Origin of the sequence: Actinomadura rifamycini DSM 43936 (assembly GCF_000425065.1) — a bacterium.
Taxonomy (GTDB): Bacteria; Actinomycetota; Actinomycetes; order Streptosporangiales; family Streptosporangiaceae; genus Spirillospora; species Spirillospora rifamycini.
The window spans coordinates 61,705-84,749 of record NZ_AULB01000022.1 but is presented as its reverse complement, the minus strand read 5'-3'; the positions used below and the strand labels follow the sequence as shown (position 1 = coordinate 84,749).

General features: G+C 73.1%; 19 protein-coding genes. 11 read left to right on the top strand and 8 right to left on the bottom strand.

Annotated elements, in window-relative coordinates:
* Window positions 1-2 precede the first annotated feature (2 nt).
* The 5 genes from H505_RS43510 (at window position 3) to H505_RS0121525 (ending at window position 4,901) form a co-directional block, all read left to right on the top strand.
* Window positions 3-179 carry a Trm112 family protein gene (locus tag H505_RS43510; RefSeq protein WP_176611429.1) on the top strand — a complete coding sequence of 59 codons (177 nt, stop codon included), beginning with the start codon at window positions 3-5 and terminating at the stop codon, window positions 177-179.
* A complete protein-coding gene (locus H505_RS0121540; RefSeq protein WP_026403636.1) occupies window positions 176-1,315 on the top strand; it encodes a bifunctional phosphoglucose/phosphomannose isomerase in 1,140 nt (379 codons plus the stop codon). Before H505_RS43510 ends, H505_RS0121540 begins: the two co-directional genes overlap by 4 nt.
* Window positions 1,312-2,259 carry a cation diffusion facilitator family transporter gene (locus tag H505_RS43505; protein ID WP_034519118.1) on the top strand — a complete coding sequence of 316 codons (948 nt, stop codon included), beginning with the start codon at window positions 1,312-1,314 and terminating at the stop codon, window positions 2,257-2,259. The genes H505_RS0121540 and H505_RS43505 overlap by 4 nt, the downstream gene beginning before the upstream one ends.
* Before the next feature lie 365 nt (window positions 2,260-2,624).
* Complete coding sequence (locus H505_RS51085) at window positions 2,625-4,211, top strand: sensor histidine kinase (protein ID WP_051300996.1); 1,587 nt, start codon at window positions 2,625-2,627, stop codon at window positions 4,209-4,211.
* 15 nt (window positions 4,212-4,226) lie between these two features.
* Complete coding sequence (locus H505_RS0121525) at window positions 4,227-4,901, top strand: response regulator transcription factor (protein WP_026403635.1); 675 nt, start codon at window positions 4,227-4,229, stop codon at window positions 4,899-4,901.
* 39 nt (window positions 4,902-4,940) lie between these two features.
* Here H505_RS0121525 and H505_RS43495 read toward each other — a convergent pair whose 3' ends face one another.
* Window positions 4,941-5,720 (bottom strand): trypsin-like peptidase domain-containing protein, encoded by a 780-nt coding sequence (locus H505_RS43495; protein WP_034519116.1) that lies wholly within the window; start codon window positions 5,718-5,720, stop codon window positions 4,941-4,943.
* Between the two features lie 180 nt (window positions 5,721-5,900).
* Entirely contained in the window at window positions 5,901-6,236 is a 336-nt protein-coding gene (locus H505_RS0121515; protein WP_026403634.1) for a MerR family DNA-binding transcriptional regulator, read from the bottom strand.
* A 123-nt stretch (window positions 6,237-6,359) separates the two neighbouring features.
* Here H505_RS0121515 and ahcY (H505_RS0121510) point away from each other — a divergent pair, with 123 nt between their 5' ends.
* From ahcY (H505_RS0121510) to H505_RS0121495, 4 genes are all read left to right on the top strand, one after another.
* Window positions 6,360-7,790, top strand: coding sequence for an adenosylhomocysteinase (ahcY, locus tag H505_RS0121510; protein ID WP_026403633.1), 1,431 nt, complete (start codon window positions 6,360-6,362; stop codon window positions 7,788-7,790).
* 322 nt (window positions 7,791-8,112) lie between these two features.
* On the top strand, window positions 8,113-9,369 hold the full coding sequence (gene ahcY / locus H505_RS0121505; protein WP_026403632.1) for an adenosylhomocysteinase: 1,257 nt from the start codon (window positions 8,113-8,115) through the stop codon (window positions 9,367-9,369).
* Window positions 9,369-9,959 carry a hypothetical protein gene (locus H505_RS0121500; RefSeq protein WP_026403631.1) on the top strand — a complete coding sequence of 197 codons (591 nt, stop codon included), beginning with the start codon at window positions 9,369-9,371 and terminating at the stop codon, window positions 9,957-9,959. Before ahcY (H505_RS0121505) ends, H505_RS0121500 begins: the two co-directional genes overlap by 1 nt.
* Before the next feature lie 102 nt (window positions 9,960-10,061).
* A complete protein-coding gene (locus H505_RS0121495; RefSeq protein ID WP_026403630.1) occupies window positions 10,062-11,654 on the top strand; it encodes an FAD-binding oxidoreductase in 1,593 nt (530 codons plus the stop codon).
* A 17-nt stretch (window positions 11,655-11,671) separates the two neighbouring features.
* Here the strand turns inward: H505_RS0121495 and H505_RS0121490 are convergent, their stop codons facing one another.
* From H505_RS0121490 to H505_RS0121480, 3 genes are all read right to left on the bottom strand, one after another.
* Window positions 11,672-12,889: a PP2C family protein-serine/threonine phosphatase gene (locus H505_RS0121490; protein ID WP_211238526.1), complete on the bottom strand. Its 1,218-nt coding sequence runs from the start codon at window positions 12,887-12,889 to the stop codon at window positions 11,672-11,674.
* Window positions 12,890-12,995: 106 nt separating this feature from the next.
* Window positions 12,996-13,832 (bottom strand): SDR family oxidoreductase, encoded by an 837-nt coding sequence (locus H505_RS0121485; RefSeq protein ID WP_026403628.1) that lies wholly within the window; start codon window positions 13,830-13,832, stop codon window positions 12,996-12,998.
* Between the two features lie 67 nt (window positions 13,833-13,899).
* Window positions 13,900-14,883 (bottom strand): GlxA family transcriptional regulator, encoded by a 984-nt coding sequence (locus H505_RS0121480; RefSeq protein WP_026403627.1) that lies wholly within the window; start codon window positions 14,881-14,883, stop codon window positions 13,900-13,902.
* Between the two features lie 1,142 nt (window positions 14,884-16,025).
* Here H505_RS0121480 and H505_RS0121470 point away from each other — a divergent pair.
* Window positions 16,026-16,799 carry an NAD(P)H-dependent oxidoreductase gene (locus tag H505_RS0121470; RefSeq protein ID WP_026403625.1) on the top strand — a complete coding sequence of 258 codons (774 nt, stop codon included), beginning with the start codon at window positions 16,026-16,028 and terminating at the stop codon, window positions 16,797-16,799.
* Window positions 16,800-16,857: 58 nt separating this feature from the next.
* On the opposite strand, the gene H505_RS0121465 is transcribed toward H505_RS0121470, so the two are convergent.
* Window positions 16,858-18,507, bottom strand: coding sequence for a Dyp-type peroxidase (locus H505_RS0121465; protein WP_051300995.1), 1,650 nt, complete (start codon window positions 18,505-18,507; stop codon window positions 16,858-16,860).
* Window positions 18,508-18,958: 451 nt separating this feature from the next.
* On the opposite strand from H505_RS0121465, the gene H505_RS0121460 reads away from it, so the two are divergent.
* Window positions 18,959-20,197: a serine hydrolase domain-containing protein gene (locus H505_RS0121460; RefSeq protein ID WP_026403623.1), complete on the top strand. Its 1,239-nt coding sequence runs from the start codon at window positions 18,959-18,961 to the stop codon at window positions 20,195-20,197.
* Window positions 20,198-20,269: 72 nt separating this feature from the next.
* Here the strand turns inward: H505_RS0121460 and H505_RS0121455 are convergent, their stop codons facing one another.
* Window positions 20,270-21,913, bottom strand: coding sequence for an ABC-F family ATP-binding cassette domain-containing protein (locus H505_RS0121455; RefSeq protein WP_026403622.1), 1,644 nt, complete (start codon window positions 21,911-21,913; stop codon window positions 20,270-20,272).
* 103 nt (window positions 21,914-22,016) lie between these two features.
* Window positions 22,017-23,024: a LacI family DNA-binding transcriptional regulator gene (locus tag H505_RS0121450; protein ID WP_026403621.1), complete on the bottom strand. Its 1,008-nt coding sequence runs from the start codon at window positions 23,022-23,024 to the stop codon at window positions 22,017-22,019.
* Between the last annotated feature and the right edge of the window lie 21 nt (window positions 23,025-23,045).

Below are 23,045 nucleotides of genomic sequence, written 5' to 3'. Positions count from 1 at the left end.
CGATGAAGCTCGACTCCTGGCTGCTGGAAATCCTCGCCTGCCCGAACTGCGGCGGCGACCTGCGCGCCGACGACGGCGCGGGCGAGCTCGTGTGCACCGGGTCGTGCGGCTACGCCTACCCGGTCCGCGACGACATCCCGGTGCTGCTGGTCGACGAGGCCCGGACCCCGGCTTCGTGAGCGTCGGCCTGGACCCGGCGCGCCTCGACGAGGTCTCCGCGATCGAGGCTGCCGACCCCGGCGGGATGCTCCGCCAGGTCGCCTCGTCGGCCGCGCAGATCCGGGAGGCGCGCCGCGCCGCGGCCGAGGCGGGCATCGCCTCGCTCGCCGAGGACGGGCGCCCCCGCGCCGTCGTCGTCACCGGCATGGGCGGCTCCGGCATCTCCGGGGACGTCCTCGCCGCGGTCTGCGGCACCGGCTGCCCGGTGCCGGTCACGACCGTCCGCGGCTACCGGCTGCCCGGCTGGGTCGGCGCCGCCGACCTGGTCATCGCCGTGTCCTGCTCCGGCGGGACGGAGGAGACCCTCGCCGTCGCGGCGGAGGCGGCCCGCCGCGGCTGCCGGCTGCTGTTCGTCGGCGGCGCCGGCTCGCCGCTCGCCGGCCTGGCCGAGCGGACGCGCGCGCCGTTCGTCCCGGTCCGGTCCGTGGGGCAGCCGCGGTCGACGCTGTGGGGGCTGACGGTCCCGCTGGTCCTCGCCGCGCGCACGCTGGGCCTCGCGGACGCGCCCGACGCCGTCCTGGAGGCGACGGCGGCCCGGCTGGAGGACGTCGCGCACCGCTGCCGCCCGTCCAGCGAGCCGTTCGTCAACCCGGCGAAGCGCGCCGCGCTGGACCTCGCGGGCGACGTGCCGCTGGTGTGGGGCACCTCCCCGCTCGCGGGCACCGCCGCGTACCGGATGTGCTGCCAGCTCAACGAGAACGCCAAGTACCCGGCGGTCCCCGGCGAGCTGCCGGAGGCGAACCACAACCAGGTGATGGCGTTCGACGGCTTCTTCGCCCGCGGCTCCTCCGCGGACCCCGACGACTTCTTCCGCGACCGGGCCGACGACGCCGAGCACGGCCTCCACCTGGTCGTCCTGCGCGACACCGACGAGCACCCGCAGGCGCGCAAGCGCGCCGAGGCGTCCATCCAGACCGCCCGCGACCGCGGCGTCGCGGTCACCGAGCTCACGGCCGAAGGCGAACATCCGCTGGAAAGAATCGCGACACTCATCGCGCTCGCGGACTACGTCACGGTTTACTTGGCTGTCGCATTGGGCGTGGACCCCACGCCCGTGGCTGCCATTCAAGAGCTCAAGGCGAGGATTGCAACATGAGTGCTGAGGGTGGGACCAAGGCCATCGTGGCCGCGTTGGCCGCCAACCTTGGAATCGCGGTGTCGAAGTTCGTGGCCTTCGTGTTCACGGGCTCGTCGTCGATGCTGGCCGAGTCGATCCACTCGGTCGCCGACTCCGGGAACCAGGGACTGCTGCTGGTCGGCAAGAAGCGTTCCGAGCGCCGCCGCACCCACAAGCATCCGTTCGGCTACGGCCGCGAACGGTACTTCTACGCGTTCGTCGTCGCGGTCGTGCTGTTCACGGTCGGGTCGGCGTTCTCGCTCTACGAGGGCTACCACAAGATCTCCCACCCGGAGGAGGTCAAGTCCGCGGGCTGGGCGTTCGGCGTGCTGACCGCCGCGATCATCATGGAGCTGTTCTCGTTCCGGACGGCGATCGTGGAGTCGAACCGGGTCCGGGGCGACAAGTCCTGGTGGGAGTTCATCCGCCGCGCGAAGGCCCCGGAGCTCCCCGTCGTCCTGCTGGAGGACCTCGCCGCCCTGCTCGGCCTGTTCCTCGCCCTGTTCGGCGTCACGATGGCGGTCGTCACCGGCGACGGCGTCTGGGACGGCATCGGCACCGTCGCGATCGGCGTCCTGCTGGGCCTGGTCGCCACCATCCTCGCGATCGAGACCAAGAGCCTGCTGATCGGCGAGGGCGCCGACCCCGAGCAGGAGGAGCGGATCATCGCCGCGCTCGAGTCCGTCGAGGAGGTCGCGCGCGTCATCCACATCCGGACGCAGTACGTGGGCCCCGAGGAGATGCTGATCGCCGCCAAGATCGCGGTGGACCACGACGACACGGCGGCCGAGGTCGCGCGGGGCATCGACGCCGCCGAGGCGAAGATCCGCGGCGAGTTCCCCGAGGCCCGGCTGATCTACCTCGAGCCCGCGCTGGACGAGTCCGAGCGCACAGCGCCCGCCGAGGCTTCCGGCGCGTCCTGACGCCCGGTCGTCCCGGCGTCCGCGCTTCCCTCACCGGGCGGCGGCACGTGCGTGCCGGTCGACCCCAGCCCAGGTAAGACCGGCGGGCTCCTCCGCGGAGGGTGCCGCCGTCCGGCGAGGTGCTTCCCTTGCGTCCGCCCGGACCCCTGAACCCGGACGGTCTGGTGTGACCGCGGCGACCGTTGCCGAACCCCCTACGTCGGCGCCGGCCGCCGTCGCGGTCACGGTTACACGTTACGTTCGCGCCGTTCGCCGACGCGTCCGCCGGAAGGAGGGACCGCGGGTCGTCCTCCAGGGGGACCCGGCTCCTCCGCATACCACCCGACGGTGAGTCGGCACCGGCCCCCAGCGGTCAGTATTGGAGGGTGACTCCCGACGACGACACCCGGACCGGTCCCGATCCCGCGCGGTTCGGCCCCGCGCTCGCGCACCACGCGTGGCGGCTGTCGGGCCGGATCGTGGCGGGCGTGGGCCAGCTGCTGCTGTGGATCCTCACCGGCCTCGGACGGCTGCTGCGCCCGCTCGCGACCCGCGTCGCCGACCGGCTGACCGGCGCCGGGCGCGAGCGGCCGCCCGGCCCGTACGGCCCCGGCGGCCCGCCCGGCCCGCCCGGCGCGGCCCCCGCTGCGGGGCGCACGGCGCCGCTGCCGCGGTGGGTCGACGCGTGGTCCGAGGCCGTCCGGTCCTGGTACTTCGCGCCGCTGACCGGCCTCGCGCTCACCGTCGCCGCGCTCGCCGAGCTGGCGCCGCGCGCCGAGACCCCGATCAGCCTCGCCGGCGGCTTCGCGGTCGCCTCGACGCTCCCGCTGGTGTGGCGCCGCGAGTACCTGCGGCCCGTCGCCGCCGTCGTGCTCGGCGCGTTCGCCGCGAGCCTCCTCACCGGGCAGACGATCCTGTTCACGACCGGGTTCGCCGCCCTCTACACGCTGTACGCGCTGGGCCGCGGGCTGCCCCGGCAGTCCACGGGGGTGCTCGCCGTCGGGAGCGTCGTGACCGTAGCGGTCGTGTACCTGACGACGTTCACCCTCGACGACATCCCGTGGCCCGCCGCCGTCCTCGCCGTCCTCGCCGCGATCGGCCTCGGGGACGCCCGCACCGTCGTCGAGACGGCCGGGCGCACCGAGTCCGCGGCGGCCGAGCGCGCCAACGAGACGCTCACCCGGCTCACCGCCGTCCAGCGCGAGCAGGCGGTCATGCGCGAGCGCGCCCGCATCGCCCGCGAGCTGCACGACGTCGTCGCGCACTCCGTGTCGATGATCGCGGTGCAGGCCGAGACGGCCCCGTACACGATGCGGAACCTCTCCCCGGAGGCCCGCGAGGGGTACACCGAGATCGCCAAGACGGCCCGCGAGGCGCTCGTCGAGATGCGGCGGCTGCTCAGCGTGCTGCGCGCCGACGCCAAGCCCGAGCCGGACGCCGCGAACTCGCCGCAGCCCCGCCTCGACCGGCTCCCCGACCTCATCGAGCAGCACCGCGGCGCGGGCGGCCGCGTCGGTCTGGCCGTCCACGGCGACCCCGGCGACCTGTCCGCGACCGTCGAGCTGTCGGCGTACCGGATCGTCCAGGAGGCCCTGACGAACGCGCGGCGGCACGCCCCGGGCGCCGAGGTGCACGTCGACCTCGTGTTCCTGCCCGACCGGGTCGCCGTCCGCGTCCGCGACGACGGCCCGACCGCCCCCGCGCCGCCGCCGCCCGGGGCGTCCGACCGGACCATGGAGCTCAACCCCGCCGACCCGTCCCGCACGGCCGTCCTCGACCCCGGCGACGCGGGGCGGACGCGGATGGAGGGGGCCCCGTCCGCCGGACACGGTCTCGTCGGGATGCGGGAACGTGCGACGATGCTGGGCGGGCGGTTCTCCGCCGGCCCCGCCGCCGACGGCGGGTTCCTGGTGGAGGCCGAGCTTCCGCTGCACAGGGAGGAGCCTGGTGATGGAGGCGGACGGCCGCGGTAGCACGGGGCGGCAACGGTGATCAAGGTACTGATCGTCGACGACCAGACCATCGTGCGGGCCGGGTTCGCCGCGCTGCTCGCCGCGCAGGAGGACATCGCGGTCACCGGCGAGGCGGGCGACGGACGGGAAGCGGTGCGGCTCGCCGAGCTGAACCGGCCCGACGTCGTCGTCATGGACATCCGGATGCCCGGCATGGACGGCATCGAGGCCACCCGCCGCATCCTCGCGCTGCCCGGCGCCGAGAACGTCCGGGTCCTGGTGCTGACGACGTTCGACGTGGACGAGTACGTCTACGACGCGCTCGCCGTCGGCGCCAGCGGCTTCCTGCTGAAGGACGCGACCGCCGACGAGCTCGTCTCGGCCGTCCGCGTCGTGGCGCGCGGCGACTCGCTGCTCGCGCCGCAGGTCACCGGCCGGCTGATCCGCGAGTTCACCAAGCAGCGCCGCAGCCGCCCGCAGGCTCCCGCGGCGCTGGCCACCCTCACCGCGCGGGAGACCGAGGTGCTGGTACTGATCGCCGGGGGCCTGTCGAACGCCGAGATCGCGCGGCGCCTCGTCGTCAGCGAGCACACCGTCAAGACGCACGTCGCCCGCGTCTTCACCAAGCTCGGCCTCCGCGACCGCGCGCAGGCCGTCATGCTCGCGTACGAGTCCGGCGTCGTCGTCCCCGGCGAGAGCACCGCCGGCTAGCGGGACGCGGCCGGGGAGCGGGCCCGGCCGCGCCGGGCGTCAGCCGAGCGTGAACCCGGCGCCGACGCCGCCCTGCTCGTCCATGTCGGCGAGGATGCTGGTGATCGGGGTGAAGTGCTGGGCGCCCCAGGCGCTGCCGACGAGGGCGTTCCCGTCGATGACGGGGGCGCCGGAGTCGCCGCCCCACGTCCAGATCAGGGTCCAGTACCACGGGCCGTCGGGGCCGCCGGTCGCGCCGCAGGTCATGCCGGTGCGGTGCCCCTGCTTGCACATGCGGGTCCCGGCGGGCGGCACCGCGCCGACGGACGTGACGGTCGTGGTGCCGGACGGGCTGGTGACCGTCGGCGTCGGCGTGACCTTCGCCGGGTCGAGCTTGATGACCGCGTAGTCGAGGCCGTAGGGCCCGCCGGCGACGTAGTTGTTGGGCGTGCTCACGTAGGTGACCTCGCCGATCGGCCCGATCTCCGCGGTCTCCGGGGCGAGTTCGAGCGGGGCGGGGGCCAGGGCGGTCCCGGGGGGCGTGGTGTCCAGGTGGACCTCCTGGCCCACGAGCTTGTTGCCCTCCGAGTCGATGAAGCAGTGCGCGTTGGTGAGGCCCACCAGGTTCCCGGCGGCGTCGTGGCCGACCGCCGTGAGCGTGCACACGGTGAAGCCCGCCACCTGCCCTTGCTCGTCCAGGACGAGCCTCGGGACGATGCCCGAGCCGGGGCCGATGGCGTGCGTCGCCTGCGTCTGCGCCTGGGCGGCCGCCGCGGGCACCGTGAGGCCGGCGGCCAGCAGCGCGCCGAGGGCGCAGAGTCTGAGGAGCAAACGGGGCATCCGAGCTTTCCCCTTTCCGCGAGGAGCAAGGTCGGAAGCAGTCAAACAGACAAAAGTGTTTCCTGGGCAGTGTGAGGCGTGCCACCTCGGCGCGGGGCCGAAAAGAACGCGCTGGTGGGCCTGGCGGGACGCCGTTTCAGACGGCGGCGCGGGACCCGGGCCGCCGTCCGAATCCCCGGCTCAGCGGCGGCGCAGGAGGCGCATCGCCTTCTCCTTCTCGAAGTCGAGGGCCCGCGCGGGCGGCGCCGACAGCCGCCCGATGCGCTCGCCCAGCTCGCGCACGCGCGCCTGCACCTCCGGTTCGGCCAGCACCCGCAGCCCGAACGCCAGCTCGGCCGGGCCCACGTCGTAGCGCTTCTCGAGCGCCAGCGCGAGCGCGACGGCCCGCAGCTCGGCGTCCCCGAACTTGCGGTGGCCTCCGCGTTCCCGGGTCGCGGGCAGCAGCCCGAGCGTCTCCCGGTAGCGGAGCATGCGGGGCGACGTGCCGAGCCTGCGGGCGGCCTCAGTGATGCGCATGGCACCGATTCTGACAAATCTGTGTCAGAAAGTCGCCCCGGAGCATGCCTCCGCGCGGACTCCGCCCGTAGACTCGCGGGCGTCGACACCCGCGGGACGCGCAAACCAAGGAGCAACGAAAGCATGGACTACAAGGTCGCCGACCTGTCGCTGGCGGACTTCGGGCGCCGGGAGATCCGGCTCGCCGAGCACGAGATGCCCGGCCTGATGGCGGTGCGCAAGGAGTACGCGGACGCCAAACCGCTGCGCGGCGCGAAGATCATGGGCTCGCTGCACATGACCATCCAGACGGCCGTGCTCATCGAGACGCTGGTGGAGCTCGGCGCCGACGTCCGCTGGGTCTCCTGCAACATCTTCTCCACCCAGGACCACGCCGCCGCCGCGGTCGTCGTCGGCAAGGACGGCACGGTGGACGACCCCAAGGGCGTCCCGGTCTTCGCCTGGAAGGGCGAGACGCTCGAAGAGTACTGGTGGTGCACCGACCAGGCCCTGCAGTGGCCCGACGGCTCCGCCCCCAACATGATCCTCGACGACGGCGGCGACGCGACCCTGCTCGTCCACAAGGGCGCCGAGTACGAGAAGGCGGGCGCCGTCCCGACCGCGACCGACGACGACCCCGAGGAGTGGGGCGTCATCCTCGAGACCCTCCGCCGCACCATCGCCGCGAAGCCCGGCCGCTGGACCGAGGCGGCCGCCTCGATCAAGGGCGTCACCGAGGAGACCACCACCGGCGTCCACCGGCTCTACGAGATGGCCAAGGCCGGCACCCTCGCCTTCCCGGCCATCAACGTCAACGACTCGGTCACCAAGTCGAAGTTCGACAACAAGTACGGCTGCCGGCACAGCGTCATCGACGGCCTGAACCGCGCCACGGACGTCCTCATCGGCGGCAAGGTCGCGGTCGTCTGCGGCTACGGCGACGTCGGCAAGGGCTGCGCCGAGGCCCTCAAGGGCCAGGGCGCCCGCGTGATCGTCACCGAGATCGACCCGATCTGCGCGCTCCAGGCCGCCATGGACGGCTTCCAGGTCACCACCCTCGAGGACGTCGTCGACATCGCCGACATCTTCGTCACGACCACCGGCAACTTCAACATCATCACGGCCGACCACATGAGCCGGATGAAGCACCAGGCCATCGTGTCCAACATCGGCCACTTCGACAACGAGATCGACATGGCCGGCCTCGCCAAGACCGCCGGCATCGAGAAGATCGAGATCAAGCCGCAGGTCCACGAGTGGCGCTTCGCCGACGGCCACTCCATCATCGTCCTCGCCGAGGGCCGGCTGATGAACCTGGGCTGCGCCACCGGCCACCCCTCGTTCGTCATGTCGAACTCCTTCACCAACCAGGTCATCGCGCAGATCGAGCTGTTCACCAAGACCGAGGAGTACCCGGTCGGCGTGTACGTCCTGCCGAAGCACCTGGACGAGAAGGTCGCCCGCCTCCACCTCGACGCCCTCGGCGTCAAGCTCACCGAGCTGACCAAGGAGCAGGCCGCCTACATCGGCGTCCACGTCGAGGGCCCCTACAAGCCCGACCACTACCGCTACTGAGTTGTCTGCGTCGCCCTCGGCGTCGGGCGGTAGACCGCCCTCCTTCAACGGGCAACGCGTGCGATTCCTGCATCGCTCCGACTCGCCCGGGGGCTCGCTGCGCGATCGAGTTCTCGCAAGCTCGAACCTGGCTTCGCACGCAATCGCAGTGGTCCGGGTCCGCTCTGGCTGAGGAGATGGGCCGAGGCCCGTGCCTCGGTATTTCTCGCGCGGTGGCGAGGGCGCTCGGAACCGGTATGGGTTTGGTTGGGGCGAACGGTGAATAGGGCCATGCCGGACGGGTGTAGGTTGCTCGTCCGGCATCGGCCTCCAGGGGGAGTGGATGAGCGACATCGCGGACGGTTCGCTCGCCTATGAGGGCGTGAAGCGGATCGAGTGGGCGGACCGCAGCATGCCGGTGCTGCGGCAGATCCGGGAGCGGTTCGCGGCCGAGCGTCCGCTGGACGGCGTGCGCGTCGCGGCGTGCATGCACGTCACGACCGAGACGGCCGGGCTCATCCGGACCCTGCAGGCCGGCGGCGCGAGCGTCGCGCTGGCGTCGTCCAACCCGCTGTCCACGCAGGACGACGTCGCGGCGGCGCTCGCCGAGGAGTTCGGCGCGCAGGTGTTCGCGCGGGCGGGGATCGACCGCGAGGGCTACTACGCGCACATCCACCGGGCCCTCGAGACGGCGCCCGACCTCGTCCTGGACGACGGGTGCGACCTCGTCAACACCCTGCACACCGACCGGGAGGACCTGCTCGGCACCGTGAAGGCGGGATGCGAGCAGACCACCACGGGCGTCATCCGGCTGCACCAGATGGTGCAGGAGGGCGCGCTGAAGTTTCCGATGGTGGCGGTGAACGACACCGCGACCAAGCACATGTTCGACAACCGGTACGGGACCGGGCAGTCCACGCTCGACGGGATCGTCCGCGCGACGAACACGCTGCTCGCGGGCAAGACGATCGTGATCGCGGGGTTCGGGTACTGCGGGCGCGGGCTCGCCGAGCGGGCCCGCGGGCTCGGCGCGCGGGTCGTCATCACCGAGATCGACCCGGTGAAGGCCCTGGACGCCGCCCTGCAGGGGTTCACCGTCCAGCCGATGGCCGAGGCGGCGCCGCACGGCGACGTGTTCATCACCGTGACCGGCAACCGCGACGTGGTGAACGCCGACCACCTCGCGGTGATGAAGGACGGGGCGATCCTCGCGAACTCGGGGCATTTCGACGTGGAGATCGACGTCCGGGCGCTGGACGCGATGGCCGTCCGGGTGCACCGGGGCGTCCGCCCGCAGGCCGACGAGTACGTGCTGCCCGACGGGCGGCGGCTCGTCCTGCTCGCGGAGGGGCGGCTGGTCAACCTGGCCGCCGCCGAGGGGCATCCGGCCGCCGTCATGGACATGTCGTTCGCCGACCAGGCCCTCACCTGCGCGTGGCTCGCCACGGCCCACGCGGGCCTCGCCCCGGCCGTCCACGACGTGCCCGCGGAGATCGACGGCGAGGTCGCGCGCCTCAAGCTGGCCTCGATGTCGGTGTCCATCGACGTCCTGACCCCCGACCAGGAGGACTACCTGCACTCCTGGCGGATCGGGTCCTGATGCCCGCCGGCGTCTACCGCCACCTCGACGGCGGCCTCGACGAGCGGTTCCACTGCGCGCCCGGCCCCGGCGGGTGGCGCTACACCTCGTCCCGTCCCGGGCTGCGCACCGACATCGTCGTCGACTCCCGGTGGCGGCAGATCCGCGTCGAGCTCGTCACGCCCGGCTGGTGGGTGCGCGGCGGCGTCACGGGCCCGGACGTCGCGTGGGTGCGCGCGTCGGGCGACACCGGCACAGGCACGGGGACCGGCACCGAGCACGCCGAGCGCGCCGCCGGGTTCCTGTCCGACTCGCCCGGTTTCCTCGTCGCCGTGGCGCGCGCTCTCGACCTGGCCGACGGCGCGGAGCGGGACGTCCGCCTGGTCGCCTTCACGAGCCCGTCCCTGGCGCCGCTGACCGCGCCGTGGCGCTGGCGCCGCACGGGCACGTCCGTCCACGAGACCGGGACGGAGCCGCTGCCCGTCACCGGCTACGACGTCACCGACCTGTCCACGGGCGAGATCACCCGGGTGCACCTGGCGGGCGACGTCGTCCTGGACGCGCCGGGGATCGAGCTGGCCGACCTGGAGTCGCCGCCGAACCTGGCTTAATGATCTACCAACGCTTTACTACTCTGCGCATTCAATTGCTGACTCTGGGTGAACAGAATGGACTCTGAGTAACGGGTCCGCTTCCCAGGGAGAGCAGCGCGCATGAGTCACCCTCCAGTGCCGCCCACCGTCACCGTCCGCCCGGGCGACGTCCGCTATCCCGCCCTCAGCCGCGGCTTCAACCAGCGGTGGATCGCCGACCCCGAGTACGTGCGGATGGTGACGTCCCCGCAGGGCGTGGTCACCGCGCTGTCGGAAGCGGTCAACCAGATACCCGCCGACGACGACGACCGCGACCGCGAGCGCTACCGCGACCGCATCACCGTCCGCTCCGGCGGCCACTGCTACGAAGACTTCGTCTGCGGCGACGACGTCCGGGTCATCCTGGACGTCAGCCCGATGTGCGACATGTACTACGACCCGGCCCTGGAGGCGTGGTGCGTGGAGGCCGGGGCCACCAACTGGCACGTCTACAGCCACCTGTACCCCATGTCCGGACGGGCGCTGCCCGGCGGCTCCTGCTACTCGGTGGGGCTCGGCGGGCACATCACCGGAGGCGGCTACGGGCTGCTGTCCAGACAGGCGGGCCTGACCGTCGACTACCTGTACGCCGTCGAGGTCGCCGTCGTCACCGAGCGCCGCACCGTCGAACTCGTGCTGGCCACCCGCGACGACCCCGACCCCGACCGCCGCGACCTGTGGTGGGCCCACACCGGCGGGGGCGGCGGCAACTTCGGCGTCGTCACCCGGTTCTGGTTCCGCGACCCGCCCGTCCCGCCCCGCACCGTGCTGCTGACCGCGCGCTCCTGGGACTGGAACCACTTCAGCAAGGAGTCCTTCATCAGCCTCCTGGACGCCTACGGCCAGTGGTTCGCCGACCACCAGGACCCGAACACCGCCTCCGGCCGCCTGTTCGCCCTGCTGGCCCTCAACCACCGCGCCGCCGGGACGATCAACCTCACCGTGCAGGTCGACGCCGAGAGCGAGGACAAGGACGACGAGGGCACCCAGGCCATGATCAGCTTCCTGCGGGCGGTCGACTCCGAGGCCGTCCCCAAGTCGAAGCCGATGGTGTGGTCGGCGGCCGAGCACGCGGCCGTCCCCGACGCCTGGTCGCCGCGGCTGATGCCCTGGCTGACCGCCACGCAGGCCCTCAACGGCTCCGGCCAGAACCGGTGCGGCAAGTACAAGTCCGCCTACGTCCGCAGACCCTTCACCCGCTCGCAGATCGAGGCGATGTGGGGCTATCTCGGCAACGAGCACTTCCAGGAGTTCAAGAACAAGGAGGCGCTCATCCAGATCGACTCGTACGGCTCCGCGGTCAACCACCCGCCGTACGACACGGCCGCACCGCAGCGCGACTCGATCATGAAGATGCAGTACCAGGTGTACTGGCGGCGTCCCAACGACCACGACACCGGCGACGAGGACGACAACCTCAGGTGGATCCGCGAGACCTACCGGGCCACGTTCGCCGACACCGGCGGCGTCCCGATCGTGGGAAACAACACCGACGGCTGCTACATCAACTACCCCGACGTCGATCTGAGCGACAAGAACTGGAACACCTCGGGCCAACCCTGGTCAAAGCTCTACTACAAGGAGGAGTACCTGCGGTTGCAAAAGGCCAAAGCCCGCTGGGACCCACTCAACGTCTTCCGGAACCAGCAGTCCGTCGAACGGCTCGAACTCTGAGCCGTGACCGGCGGAGGTCAGCCGGAGGAGCGGCGCAGCACCAGCAGGGCGACGTCGTCCTCCGGCAACTGCCGGCCGATCATCGCCGCCATCACCGCGGCGCCGACCGCCTCGGGCGGACCCGCATACGCGGCGCCGCACAGCGCGGCGATCCCGTCCGTCACCGACTCGCCCCGCCGCTCGACCAGCCCGTCGGTGTAGAAGCACAGCACGGCGCCCGGCGTCAGGTCGACGGTCGTCGCCGTGCGGGGCACGTCGGCGCCGAGCCCGATCAGCACGCCCGACTTCATCTCGACCGGACGCGCCGTACGGCCCGGCAGCGCGATCACCGGCGGCCAGTGCCCGGCCGAGGCGAGCCGCATCCGGGTCAGCCCGGCGTCGCAGACGCCGTACAGCACGGTCGCGGTCGCGTCGGGCTCGAAGTGGACGACCTTCTGGTTCAGCTTGTGCAGCACCTCGGCGGGGTCGCTCGTCTCCAGCGCGTAGGCCCGCAGAGCGCTCCGCAGCCGCCCCATCACGACGGCGGCCCCGAGGCCGTGCCCCGCCACGTCCCCCATCACGACGCCGATTTCACCCGACGGGAGGACGAACACGTCGTACCAGTCGCCGCCGACGCTGGCCCGGCCGGGCCGGTACCGCGCGGCCAGTCCCAGACCGGGCAGGGCCGGAAGCGCGGTCGGCGCCAGGCCGCGCTGCAGTTCCAGGGCGGCCTCGCGTTCCGCCCGGCTCACCTGGTAGCGCACCGCCATCGCCGCGCGCCCCGCCGCGAGCTGCACGAACTCGGTCTCCTCGGCGGTGAACCGGCGCGGCGCGAGCGTCCCGACGTGCAGCACCCCCAGCAGCGAGCCCTCCACGACGAGCGGGACGCCGAGCAGGGAGCGCAGACCCCGCTGCACCAGCAGCGGGTTGAAGACGTTCGCGCTCGGGACGTCCGCGATGTAGACCGGGCGCCGCTCCGCGGCGACGCGTCCGGCGAACCCTTCGCCCAGCGGGACGTGCGCCGCCTGGCTGACCTCCTCCTCGATGCCCCGCGCGGCCGTCGCCACCAGGAAGCGGTTCTGGCGGTCCAGGAGGAGCACGACCGCGGTATCGACGCGCAGAACCTCGCGGACCCGTTCCAGCAAGGCGTCCAGCGCCGCGTCGAGGTCCATGTGCATGAGCGATTCGTCGTCGAAGAGCGAGGTGCTCGGTACCTCGTGCGCGAGATTCGTGAGGGCTCCTACGGGGTCGGTCACTCAAGCCACTGTATGTGGGTTCGTCGTACTTTCGCCGTGATTGCTACTCCTTGACGAAATCAACGGGATCACATGAGAAATCCACCCATGACGTTCGCGTGGACGGTCACGCACCGTGCGGGCGCCACCGCCCGAAGCCGCCCTCCGTGCTGATGACCTGCCCGGTGATCCAGCGCGCCTCGTCCGTCACCAGCCAGCCGATCAGCCGTGCCGGGTCGTCGGGCTCCCCGTACCGGCCGAACGGGAACATCGGCGCGACCGCGCGCCGCATGTCCTCGGTCATGTATCCGGTGTCCACGGGACCGGGATTGACGGTGTTGAGCCGGATCCCCTCGTCCGCGAGCTGATCGGCGAGCGTGACGGTGACGCCCGCGAGCGCGGCCTTCGCCGCCGCGTAGGCGACCTCCCCGGGCATCGGTCCGAGGCCCTGTCCGGACGTCATGAAGACGATCGAGCCGCCGGGCCGCCCGTCGTGCCGTCCGGCGAACGCCTGCGCGAGCAGGATGCAGGACCGTGCGTCGACCGCCCAGTGCCGGTCCAGGTCCGCCGCCGACACCTCGCCGAGGGCACCGTCCCGCCCGCTCAGCGCGTGGTTGCACACCAGGACGTCGACGTGCCCGAACTCGGCCGCCGCGGCGTCGATGACCCGTTCCGGCGCCCCCGGCTCCGCCAGGTCGGCGTGCATGTCGGCGACGCGCGTCCCGTCCGCGCCCAGATGCGCCCGGACACCGTCCACCACCGCCCCGAGATCATCGGCGCCCCACTCCTGCTCCCGGTCATGCGGGGCGAAGTGGTGCAGGAAGACGTTCGCCCCGTAGGCGGCCAGCCGGCAGGCGATGGCGTACCCGATCCCCCGGCGGCGGCTCACCCCCGTCACCACGGCCGTCCGCCCCAGCAGCGGCCGCCGCGCGGGCACCAGTTCATCGGCAGTGCGAGTGCTCATCCCGGCACCGTCGCACCTCCTGCTACCCGGCACCAACTCGGCGCTCACCGCGCTCGGCGGGCGGGGATCAGGGGCCGGACGGGCCGCGGAAGGTGGCGCGATAGGCGCTCGGGGAGACGCCCAGCCGGGCCCGCATGTGCGCGCGGAGGGAGGCGCCCGTTCCGAAGCCCGCCCGTTCGGCGACTCGGTCCACCGGCAGGTCCGTCCGCTCCAGCAGCTGGCGCGCCCGCTCGACCCGCTGCAGCGTCAACCACGTCGCCGCCGACACGCCCGTCTCGTCCCGGAAGCGCCGGGTGAACGTCCGGACGCTCATCGACGCCCGCGCCGCCATCTCCGCGAGCGTGATCGGCCGGTCGAGGCGCTCCAGCGCCCACGTGCGCGCGGCGTCCGTCGAAGGCCCCGGCGAGGACGGCACCGGACGTGCGATGAACTGCGCCTGCCCGCCCTCCCGGTGCGGCGGCACCACGGTGCGGCGCGCCACATCGGCCGCCACCGCCGCCCCGTGGTCGCGCCGGATCATGTGCAGCGCCAGGTCGATGCCCGCCGCCTCGCCCGCCGAGGTCAGGACGGAGCCCTCGTCGACGTACAGGACGGCCGGGTCGACGCGCACGGCGGGGAACCGCTCCGCCAGCCGATCGCACGACAGCCAGTGCGTCGTCGCCCGGAGCCCGTCCAGCAAACCCGCCGCCGCCAAAACGAACGCCCCCGTGCAAACCGACGCGACCCGGGCGCCCCGCGCGTGCGCGTCCCGCAGCGCCGCCGGGACGGCCCCGTCCCCGGGACGGGTCTCGTCCAGCGCGTGGGACGCGGGGACGAGCACCGTGTCGGCCTCCCCGAGCGCCTCGAGCCCGTGCGGTGCGGTCACCGTGAAGTCGGCGTCCGTCCGGACCGCCCCCGCCTCGACACCGCAGGAGGCCACCTCGTACAGCGCCGCGCCGTCCGCCGACCGAGCGGCCCCGAAGAGCTGGTGCACGAGCCCCAGCTCCATCGGCAGGACACCCTCGCGCACCAGCACCGCCAGCCGGTGCCCCCCACCGCCCCCGAACACCATCCCCGGATTCTGACACGCCCCCGGCCACCCCACCCTCGCCCGCCAACACCAATGCGCCACCCCACCACCGCTCGCCCGCCGTTCCGTATCGCCCCGCCAGCCCTTGGCGCCACCCGCCCCCGCGCCGCCAGCGCCCCCGTCCCACCCCGCGCTGCTCCGGCGCTGGCCGGTCGCCGCTCGGCCGTCCTCCCGGCATCGCCCCGCCGCGGCGTGGCCCCGCCCCGCGAGACCTTGGCGCCACCCGCCCCGCCCTGCCAGCGCCCCCGTGCCACCCCGCGCCGTTCCGGCGCTGGCCGGTCGCCGCTCGGCCGTCCTTCCGGCATCGCCCCGCCGCGGCGTGGCCCCGCCCCGAGGCCTTCCCGGCACCGCCGCAACGCCGCTTCAGCCCCGCTCCGCCGCCGCGCCGCGAGCGCCCCGTTGACGCGCCCCGCGCTGCTCCGGCGCCGTTCCGGCATCGATGCTCCGCTGCGCGGCCAGCGCCCCGTCGACGCCCCGCGCTGTTCCGGCGTTGGCCGGGCGCTGCTCCGCTGTCGTTGCGGCATCGCTCCGCCGCCCTGCCAGCGCCCTGGTGCCGCCCCGCGCTGTTCCGGCGTTGGCCGGGCGCCGCTCGGCCGTCGTTTCGGCATCGCTCCGCCGTTGCGCGGTCAGCGCCCTGGTGCCACTCCGTGCTGCTCCGGCGTTGGCCCGCCGCCGCTCGGCCAGCGCTCTGATGCTTTTCCGGCACCTGCGATGCCGCTTCAGGGCCGCTCCGCCGCCCTGCCAGTGCCCCGGTGTCACCCCGTGTTGCTCCGGCGTTGGCCCGGCGCTGCGCCGGTGCCTCGAGTGGGTGGAGCTGAGCCTGACGGCGGGGCTCGGCTGGGTGGTCGCCCTTGCCATGGTCGGGGGCTCCGGCCTGGCCGCCTGCGAGGGGCTGGCCGGGGAGATGGGCGGCCGCCATCGGTGGTTCGCGGTCCGCGCCCGTCTGCTGGAGGACGCGGGCGAAGTGCGCTGCCTGAGCGGGACTACCTCACCCGCTGCGGGTTCGGACCCGCGCGCGGGCGGGTGGCCGGATCCTTTCGGATGATGGCCTACGGGCCACTGACGGGCGGGGAGGGTCGGCGGGGAGTATCGGGGGTGTCCGGAACCGATCCGATGGAGGCTTCGTGAACATTCTGTGGACGTCCGCGCATCCCGAGCCGCGGTCCCTCAACGGCGTCCTGCGCGAGCACGGCCTGGAGACCCTGCGCGGCCTCGGGCATCAGGTGCGCGAGTCGGACCTGTACGCGATGGGCTGGAACCCCGTGGTCGGCCCCGCCGACTTCGGCCACGACCCCCGCGACCGCCTGCTGGTCGGCGACGCGTCCGAACGCGCCCACGCCGCGGGGACGCTCAGTCCCGACATCCGTGCCGAACAGGACAAGCTCCGGTGGGCGGACGCGCTCGTCCTGCAGTTCCCGCTCTGGTGGCACGGGATGCCCGCCATCCTCAAGGGCTGGTTCGACCGGGTGTTCGTGCAGGGGTTCGCGTTCGGCCTGCCCGGCGCCCGCCGCTACGGCGACGGCGGCCTGGCCGGACGGCGGGCCCTCGTGGTGACCACCGCCGGCGCCCGCTCCACCGGGTTCGGGCCGCGCGGCATCCACGGCGACGCGGAGGAGCTGCTGTTCCCGCTGCTGCACGGCACGCTGTTCTACAGCGGCATGGCCGTCCTGCCGCCGCTGGTCATCGGCGGGGCCGACCGCGTGCGGACGGCCGGCGGCGCGGCGGCGCGGCTGGACGAGCGGCTCCGCGGGCTCGGGACCGAGGAGCCCCTCCCGTACCGGCCGGAGCGCGGCGGCGACTACGACGGCGACCTCGTCCTGCGCCCGCACCTGGCGCCGGGGCGGGCGGGCCTGGACGTCCACCGCGCGGAGGCGTACGCGGTCGGGGCGGGCGGCTGACGGCGGAAGTGCGCGGCACCTCCCGGAACGGGCGAGGTGCCGCGCACGGCGGTGGGCGTCACGCGCCTGCCGCGAGGCGCCGGATCAGCTTCTTGCTCGGGGTGAGGGCGTACTCCGTGCCCTGGGTCCGGACGAACCGTTCGATCTTGAGCTCCTGCGGGACGTCCGCGCCGTCCTCCTTCGCGGGACGCTCGTAGAACCGGCACGTCATCGACGGGGACGAGCCGATGACCGGGTCGACGCCGTCCGGCTTCTCGGAGTTCGGCAGGCCGGGGACGACCTTGTTGGGGAAGTCGTCGTTGTTCGCCCAGCTCTGCTGGAGGAACTCGAACTGCTCGGCGAGGTCGGAGCAGAACGCGACGAACACGAGCCCGCGTTCGGTGTCGGCGCCGTTGCCCTCGCCCGTCGCCGGGTCGAACTTCGGGCCGAAGGGGATGCCGCGCCGGATGAGCCGCCGCTTCGCCGCGGCCTTCCCCTCGTCGGGCGGCTGCTCGGCGAGGCCGTTGCGCGGGTGCATCTTCCGGATGTGGGCGCAGCGCGGGGTGTCGTAGCCCGCCGGGTCGTCGCGGTAGTCGAAGTCGTTGTCCATGCGGACGCCGGACGTGTGCGGGTCGACGTCGGGGTGGTGGGCGAGCGGGGCGCCGCTGCGCCACCGGCCGACCATGCGGGCCGCGAGCCGGTCCTTCTGCTCGGCGGACCGGTCGCCGCCGAGCCGCTCGATCTGCGCCCACCAGCCCGCGACGTCCTGCCGCAGCCTGCGCAGCACCATGAACGAGCCGTCCTTCATCCACTCGGGGCAGTCGAGTTGGGCGCGGCCGTCCCCGGCGGGCCGCTTGATGAGGCCGTTCTCGATCGTGTGGGGCGCGGCGCCGAGGACGAACTCGCCCGGGTCGACGAGGACGGTGCCGGGACGGTTCATCCGCTCGCCCGCGCTGGACGGCTCGGGCCGGTGGAACTGCTTGACGCCCGGCTGGGAGACGCCGTCCTTGAACCCGAAGTGCTCGTGCCCGGCGGCCTTGCCGGGCAGTGTCGTGGCGGCCTGCTCGTAGACCTCGGCGACCTGGTGCCGGGCGCACAGGTCGCGGATGCGCGACAGCCGGTTGCGCAGGTCCTCGGGACGGTCGGCGGCGACGGTGACGATCGCGTGGACGTTCCAGTCGTCCTGCCCGGGGACCTCGTGGCCGAAGTACCAGTGGCGCGGATCGTCGGCGCCCGTGTCGCCGAGGATGTCGGCCCGCTTCGCGGCGCCCTGGAGGAACGCCGCCATGGTGGACTCGCGGGGGAGGTTCCCCGGGTCCCGCAGGTCCTTCTTGATCGTCTCGTCGCCGACCATGCGGAGGGCCTCGACGGTCAGCGCCATGCCGACCCAGGTCGCGGCCATGTCGGCCGGGTCGTGGCCGAGGAGGCGGCGGCGCTCGCTGAACCGCTCGTTGAAATCCTCGACCTCCCGCGTGTCGGAGATCATCGGTTCCATCCGGCCGAGCCATTGCCGCGCCTTGGCGGCGTCGGTGAAGCGCAGCAGCAGGAACGTCTGCTGGTCCTTGTTGAACGCCGCGAGCACGTTGCCCTGGATGTTCTCGGACCAGCGGAGCGGGCGCGATTCGTCCCGTGTCTCCGGGGCCGGTGCGCGCAGGTCGGTCAGTATCGCGCCGTCGCTGACCTGCCGCATGATGGCGGACTCCAGCTCCACGGGGATCTGCGTCGTCATGTACGGGAACCTTTCTGCCTGCCGCCGGCGGCGGGCGCGGCGACGCCCCGCCCGGCCGGGAACAATGCGGACTCGACGCCGAAAAAGGCGTGATTTCGGATCGAGCGTATGATTTTCCGGCGAGAGCGACGTCTAGTGCGTTCAACAGATCGGCAAACGTTCGTCCTGGCGGAACGGGTTCTGAAAAAGCGGGCAAAAACGTTTTGGGGAGTCGGTGGCGGGCGAGTCGCCCGGACGTCCTGCCGCGTCCGTCCGTTACTCGGCCCTTTCCTTCGCGTTCATGCAGGTCAGGGTGCGTTCGCCGTGGTGGCTGCACCATGGCCGGTAGTGCTGGCTACACCGCGTTTCTTCCCGTGTGCGTTATCGATTCGGACGCCGCGGCCCGAGATCGTGGAGGTGTTCCTGAGACGTCCCCGCTCCCACCGGCCCGGTGGTTTTCGAGGAGTAGCCCATGCCCCAGCACCCCCAGCCCGCCGCCCTTCCGACCGCCCCGTCCAAGCGCCGCCGGCGGCTCGCCGCGGCGACGGCGGCCGGCGCCCTCTTCGCGGGCGGCCTGACGGGCTGCGCCACCGGCACCGAGGCCGACGCGCAGGCCGAGATCGGCGCGGCCAAGAACGAGATGGCCGTCCGGAAGGCGATGCAGGAAGTGGTGAAGGCCGGGTTCCCCGGCGTGGTCGTCTCGGTCAAGGGCGAGGACGGCAAGACCCGCGACTACTCGGCCGGTGTCGGCGACCGCGAGAAGGGCGAGGAGCCGCCGAAGAACGCGCACGTGCGCATCGGCAGCAACACCAAGACGTTCACGGCCGTGGCCGTCCTCCAGCTGGTCGGCGAGGGCAAGGTGAAGCTCGACGAACCGGTCGACGCCTACCTGCCCGGCGTCGTCGAGGGACCGGACTACAGCGGCAAGAAGATCACCGTCCGGCACCTGCTGGGGCACACCAGCGGCATCCCGGACTACACCCAGTGGGCGGACGCCGACACCGGCAAGGCGCCGACGAAGACCTACACGGCCGAGGAGCTGCTCAAGCCCGCACTGGAGCACAAGGCCGACTTCCCCGTCGGGAAGATGCGGTCGTACAGCAACACCAACTACATCATCGCGGGGATGCTGGTCGAGAAGCTCGACGGCAGGCCCGTGGGCGAGGCGGTCACCGAGCGGGTCATCCGGCGGGCCGGCCTGAAGGACACCACGTGGCCGAAGCCCGGGGACAAGAGCGTTCCGGAGCCGCGCATGGAGGGCTACATCGCGCCGCCCGGAGGCGAGCTGAAGAAGGCCACCGAGATGGACCCCTCGATCTCGGGCGCCGCCGGCATGGTGATCTCCACCCCGCGCGACCTCAACGCGTTCCAGACCGCCCTGATCAGCGGCAGGCTGCTGCCCGAAGCCCAGCTGAAGGAGATGCGGAAGACCGTCAAGGGCGGGCCGGACGACATGCCCGACACCGAGTTCGGGCTCGGCCTCGACAAGACCACGCTGTCGTGCGCCGAGATCTGGGGCCACGGCGGCGACATCCACGGCTACGAGTCCCGCGGCGGCGTGACCACCGACGGCCGCGAGGTCACCGTGGTCGTGAACGCCCTGCCGGGCGCGATCGTCAAGAAGCAGGACTCCATGGAGGCCATGACCAAGGAGTACATGGAGAAGCACGACAAGGTCATGGACCTCGTCGAGACGGCCATCTGCAAGTAACCGGGGCGAGACCCGCCGGTGGCGCCTCCTGGGCTGGGGCGGGCGCCACCGGCGTTCCGGTGCGGGCGGGCTTCAGCGCGGACGGGCGACGCGCGACTCGTCCCACACCGGTTCGGACGACTCGTACACCGAGCCGTCGGCGCCGAAGACGAGGAAGCGGTCGAAGGAGCGGGCGAACCAGCGGTCGTGCGTGACCGCGAGGACCGTCCCCTCGAACGACTCCAGGCCCTCCTGGAGCGCCTCGGCGCTCGCGAGGTCGAGGTTGTCGGTGGGCTCGTCCAGGAGCAGGAGCGTCGCGCCGCCGAGTTCGAGCAGGAGGATCTGCAGCCGGGCCTGCTGGCCGCCCGAGAGCGTCTCGAACGGCTGCTCGGCGCAGACCGTCAGCTCGTACCGGGCGAGCGCCGACATCGCGTCGTTGCGCAGCCGGGCGTGCTCGGTCATGACGATCTCGCACGGCGTCCGCCCGTCCAGGTCGGGGCGGGCGTGGGTTTGCGCGAACAGGCCGGGGACGACGCGGGCGCCGAGCCGCCCGACGCCGGTGTGCGCGACCGGCGCGACGGGCGCGGTGCCGCGCGGGACCGTCTCGGCGACGGACGCGAGCAGCCGCAGGAAGTGCGACTTCCCGGACCCGTTCGACCCGAGCACCGCGACCCGCTCGCCGTACCAGATCTCCGCGTCGAACGGCTTCATCAGCCCGGTGAGCTCCAGGCCCTCGCAGATCACCGCGCGCTTGCCGGTGCGCCCGCCGCGCAGCCGCATCTTGATCGACTGGTCGCGGGGCGGGACCTCGGGCGGGCCCGCCTCCTCGAACCGCCGCAGCCGCGTCTGCGCCGCCTGGTAGCGGGACGCCATCGAGTCGTTGAACGTCGCCTTGTTCTTGAGCATCATGACGAGCTGCTTGAGCTTCGCGTGCTCCTCGTCCCACCGGCGCCGCAGCTCCTCCAGGCGCTCGTTGCGGTCGCGGCGCGCCTCGGCGTACGTCGCGAACCGGCCGCCGTGCACCCACACACGCCCCGCCTCGACGGTGACGATCCGGTCGGCGGCGGCGTCGAGGAGCTCCCGGTCGTGCGAGACGATCAGGACGGTCTTCGGCGTCTCGCGGAGCCGCTCCTCGAGCCACTGCTTGCCGGGGACGTCGAGGTAGTTGTCGGGCTCGTCGAGGAGGAGCACCTCGTCGGGGCCGCGCAGCAGGGCCTCCAGGACGAGCCGTTTCTGCTCGCCGCCCGAGAGCGTGCGGACCTCGCGCCACCGGCACGAGTCGTACGGGACGCCGAGGGCCGCGACGCAGCAGGCGTCCCAGAGCACCTCGATCTCGTAGCCGCCCGCGTCGCCCCAGCCCGCGAGCGCGTTCGCGTAGCGGAGCTGCGTGGGCTCGTCGTCGCGTTCCATCATCGCGAGCTCGGCGGCCTCCACGGCCGCCGCGGCCTCCCGGACGCGCGGCGGCGCGACCGACAGGAGCAGATCGTGCACCGAGGAGTCGTCCCGGACGTTGCCGACGAACTGCCGCATCACGCCGAGCCCGCCGCTGTGCGCGACGGTGCCCTCCTGCGGCGCCAGGTCGCCCGCGATCAGCCGCAGCATGGTCGTCTTCCCGGCGCCGTTCGGCCCGACGAGCGCGGCCGTCACCCCTTCGCCGACCCGGAACGACGCGTCGTCCAGCAGGACCCGGCCGTCGGGCAAGGTATGCCGCACATGCCCGACTTCGACGTGTCCCACTGTTCTCCCCCTCGTGATCGCGGTCCGGAGCCGAGTCTCGGTACCGCTCCCGCCGACGTCAAACGGTTTTCGGGTGCGCGGGGCGGTTCGGAGCGCGCGGCGGTCAGGCCGTCCGGCGGAGGACGAGGCCGGTGTCGCAGACGACCGGTTCGCGGACGTCCGACCCGGCGGAGCCGAGCAGCATCCGCACCATCGCCCGTCCCATGCACTCGGTGGGCTGGTGGACGGTGGTGAGCATCGGCAGCGTCGGCCGGCGGGCCGCGGTGTCCTCGAACCCGACGAGCGCGACGTCGTCGGGCACGCGGCGCCCCTGCCGCTCCAGCTCGCGCAGCGCCCCGGCGGCCATCACGTCGGACGCGGCGAACACCGCGTCGAGGTCCGGCCGCCGCGCCAGGAGGCGCCGCATCGCGAGCAGCCCGCCGGCCTCGGTGAAGTCGCCGAACGCCACCGTCCCCGGACGGCCGTCCAGCGCCCGCCGGTAGCCGGCGAGGCGGTCGGCGCCGACGGACCGCTCCGGCGGCCCCGCGATCGCGGCGATCCGGCGCCGCCCGCAGCCGACCAGGTACTCGACGGCGCGCCGGCTCCCGCCGCGGTTGTCCGCGTCGACGTAGCCCGCGCCGTCCGCCGCGCGGCCTGCGGAGCCGCCGGGGCGCCCCGCCGACACGGTGGGCACCCCGTCGCGCCGCAGCAGGCCGGCGAGCGGTTCCCGAGGGAGCGTGGACAGCAGCAGGACGCCCTCCGTCCGGTGCTCGCGGAGCCGCCGCGCCACCGCCGCGCGCTCACCGCGCGTCCGCGCGCAGTGCAGCGCCACCGCCGTCCCGGCCGTGTCGGCGGCCGCGGTGATCCCGTCCAGGAGCTGGCCGAGGTACGGCTGCTCGAACCCGCGGCCCGGCTCCTCCGCCAGCACCACCGCGAGGGCGCCCGGACGTCCGGACGCCAGCGCGCGGGCCGCCGCGTCGGGCGTGTACCCGAGGTCCCGCGCCGCCCGCAGCACCGCCGTCCGCGCCCGCTCGCTCACGCGCGCGGAACCGTTGATCGCCCGGGACGCGGTGCCGCGCCCCACTCCGGCCCGGGCGGCGACGTCTTCGAGCGTCGGACGGCGATCGGCCATGCCCCTGTTCTACAGGGAGCC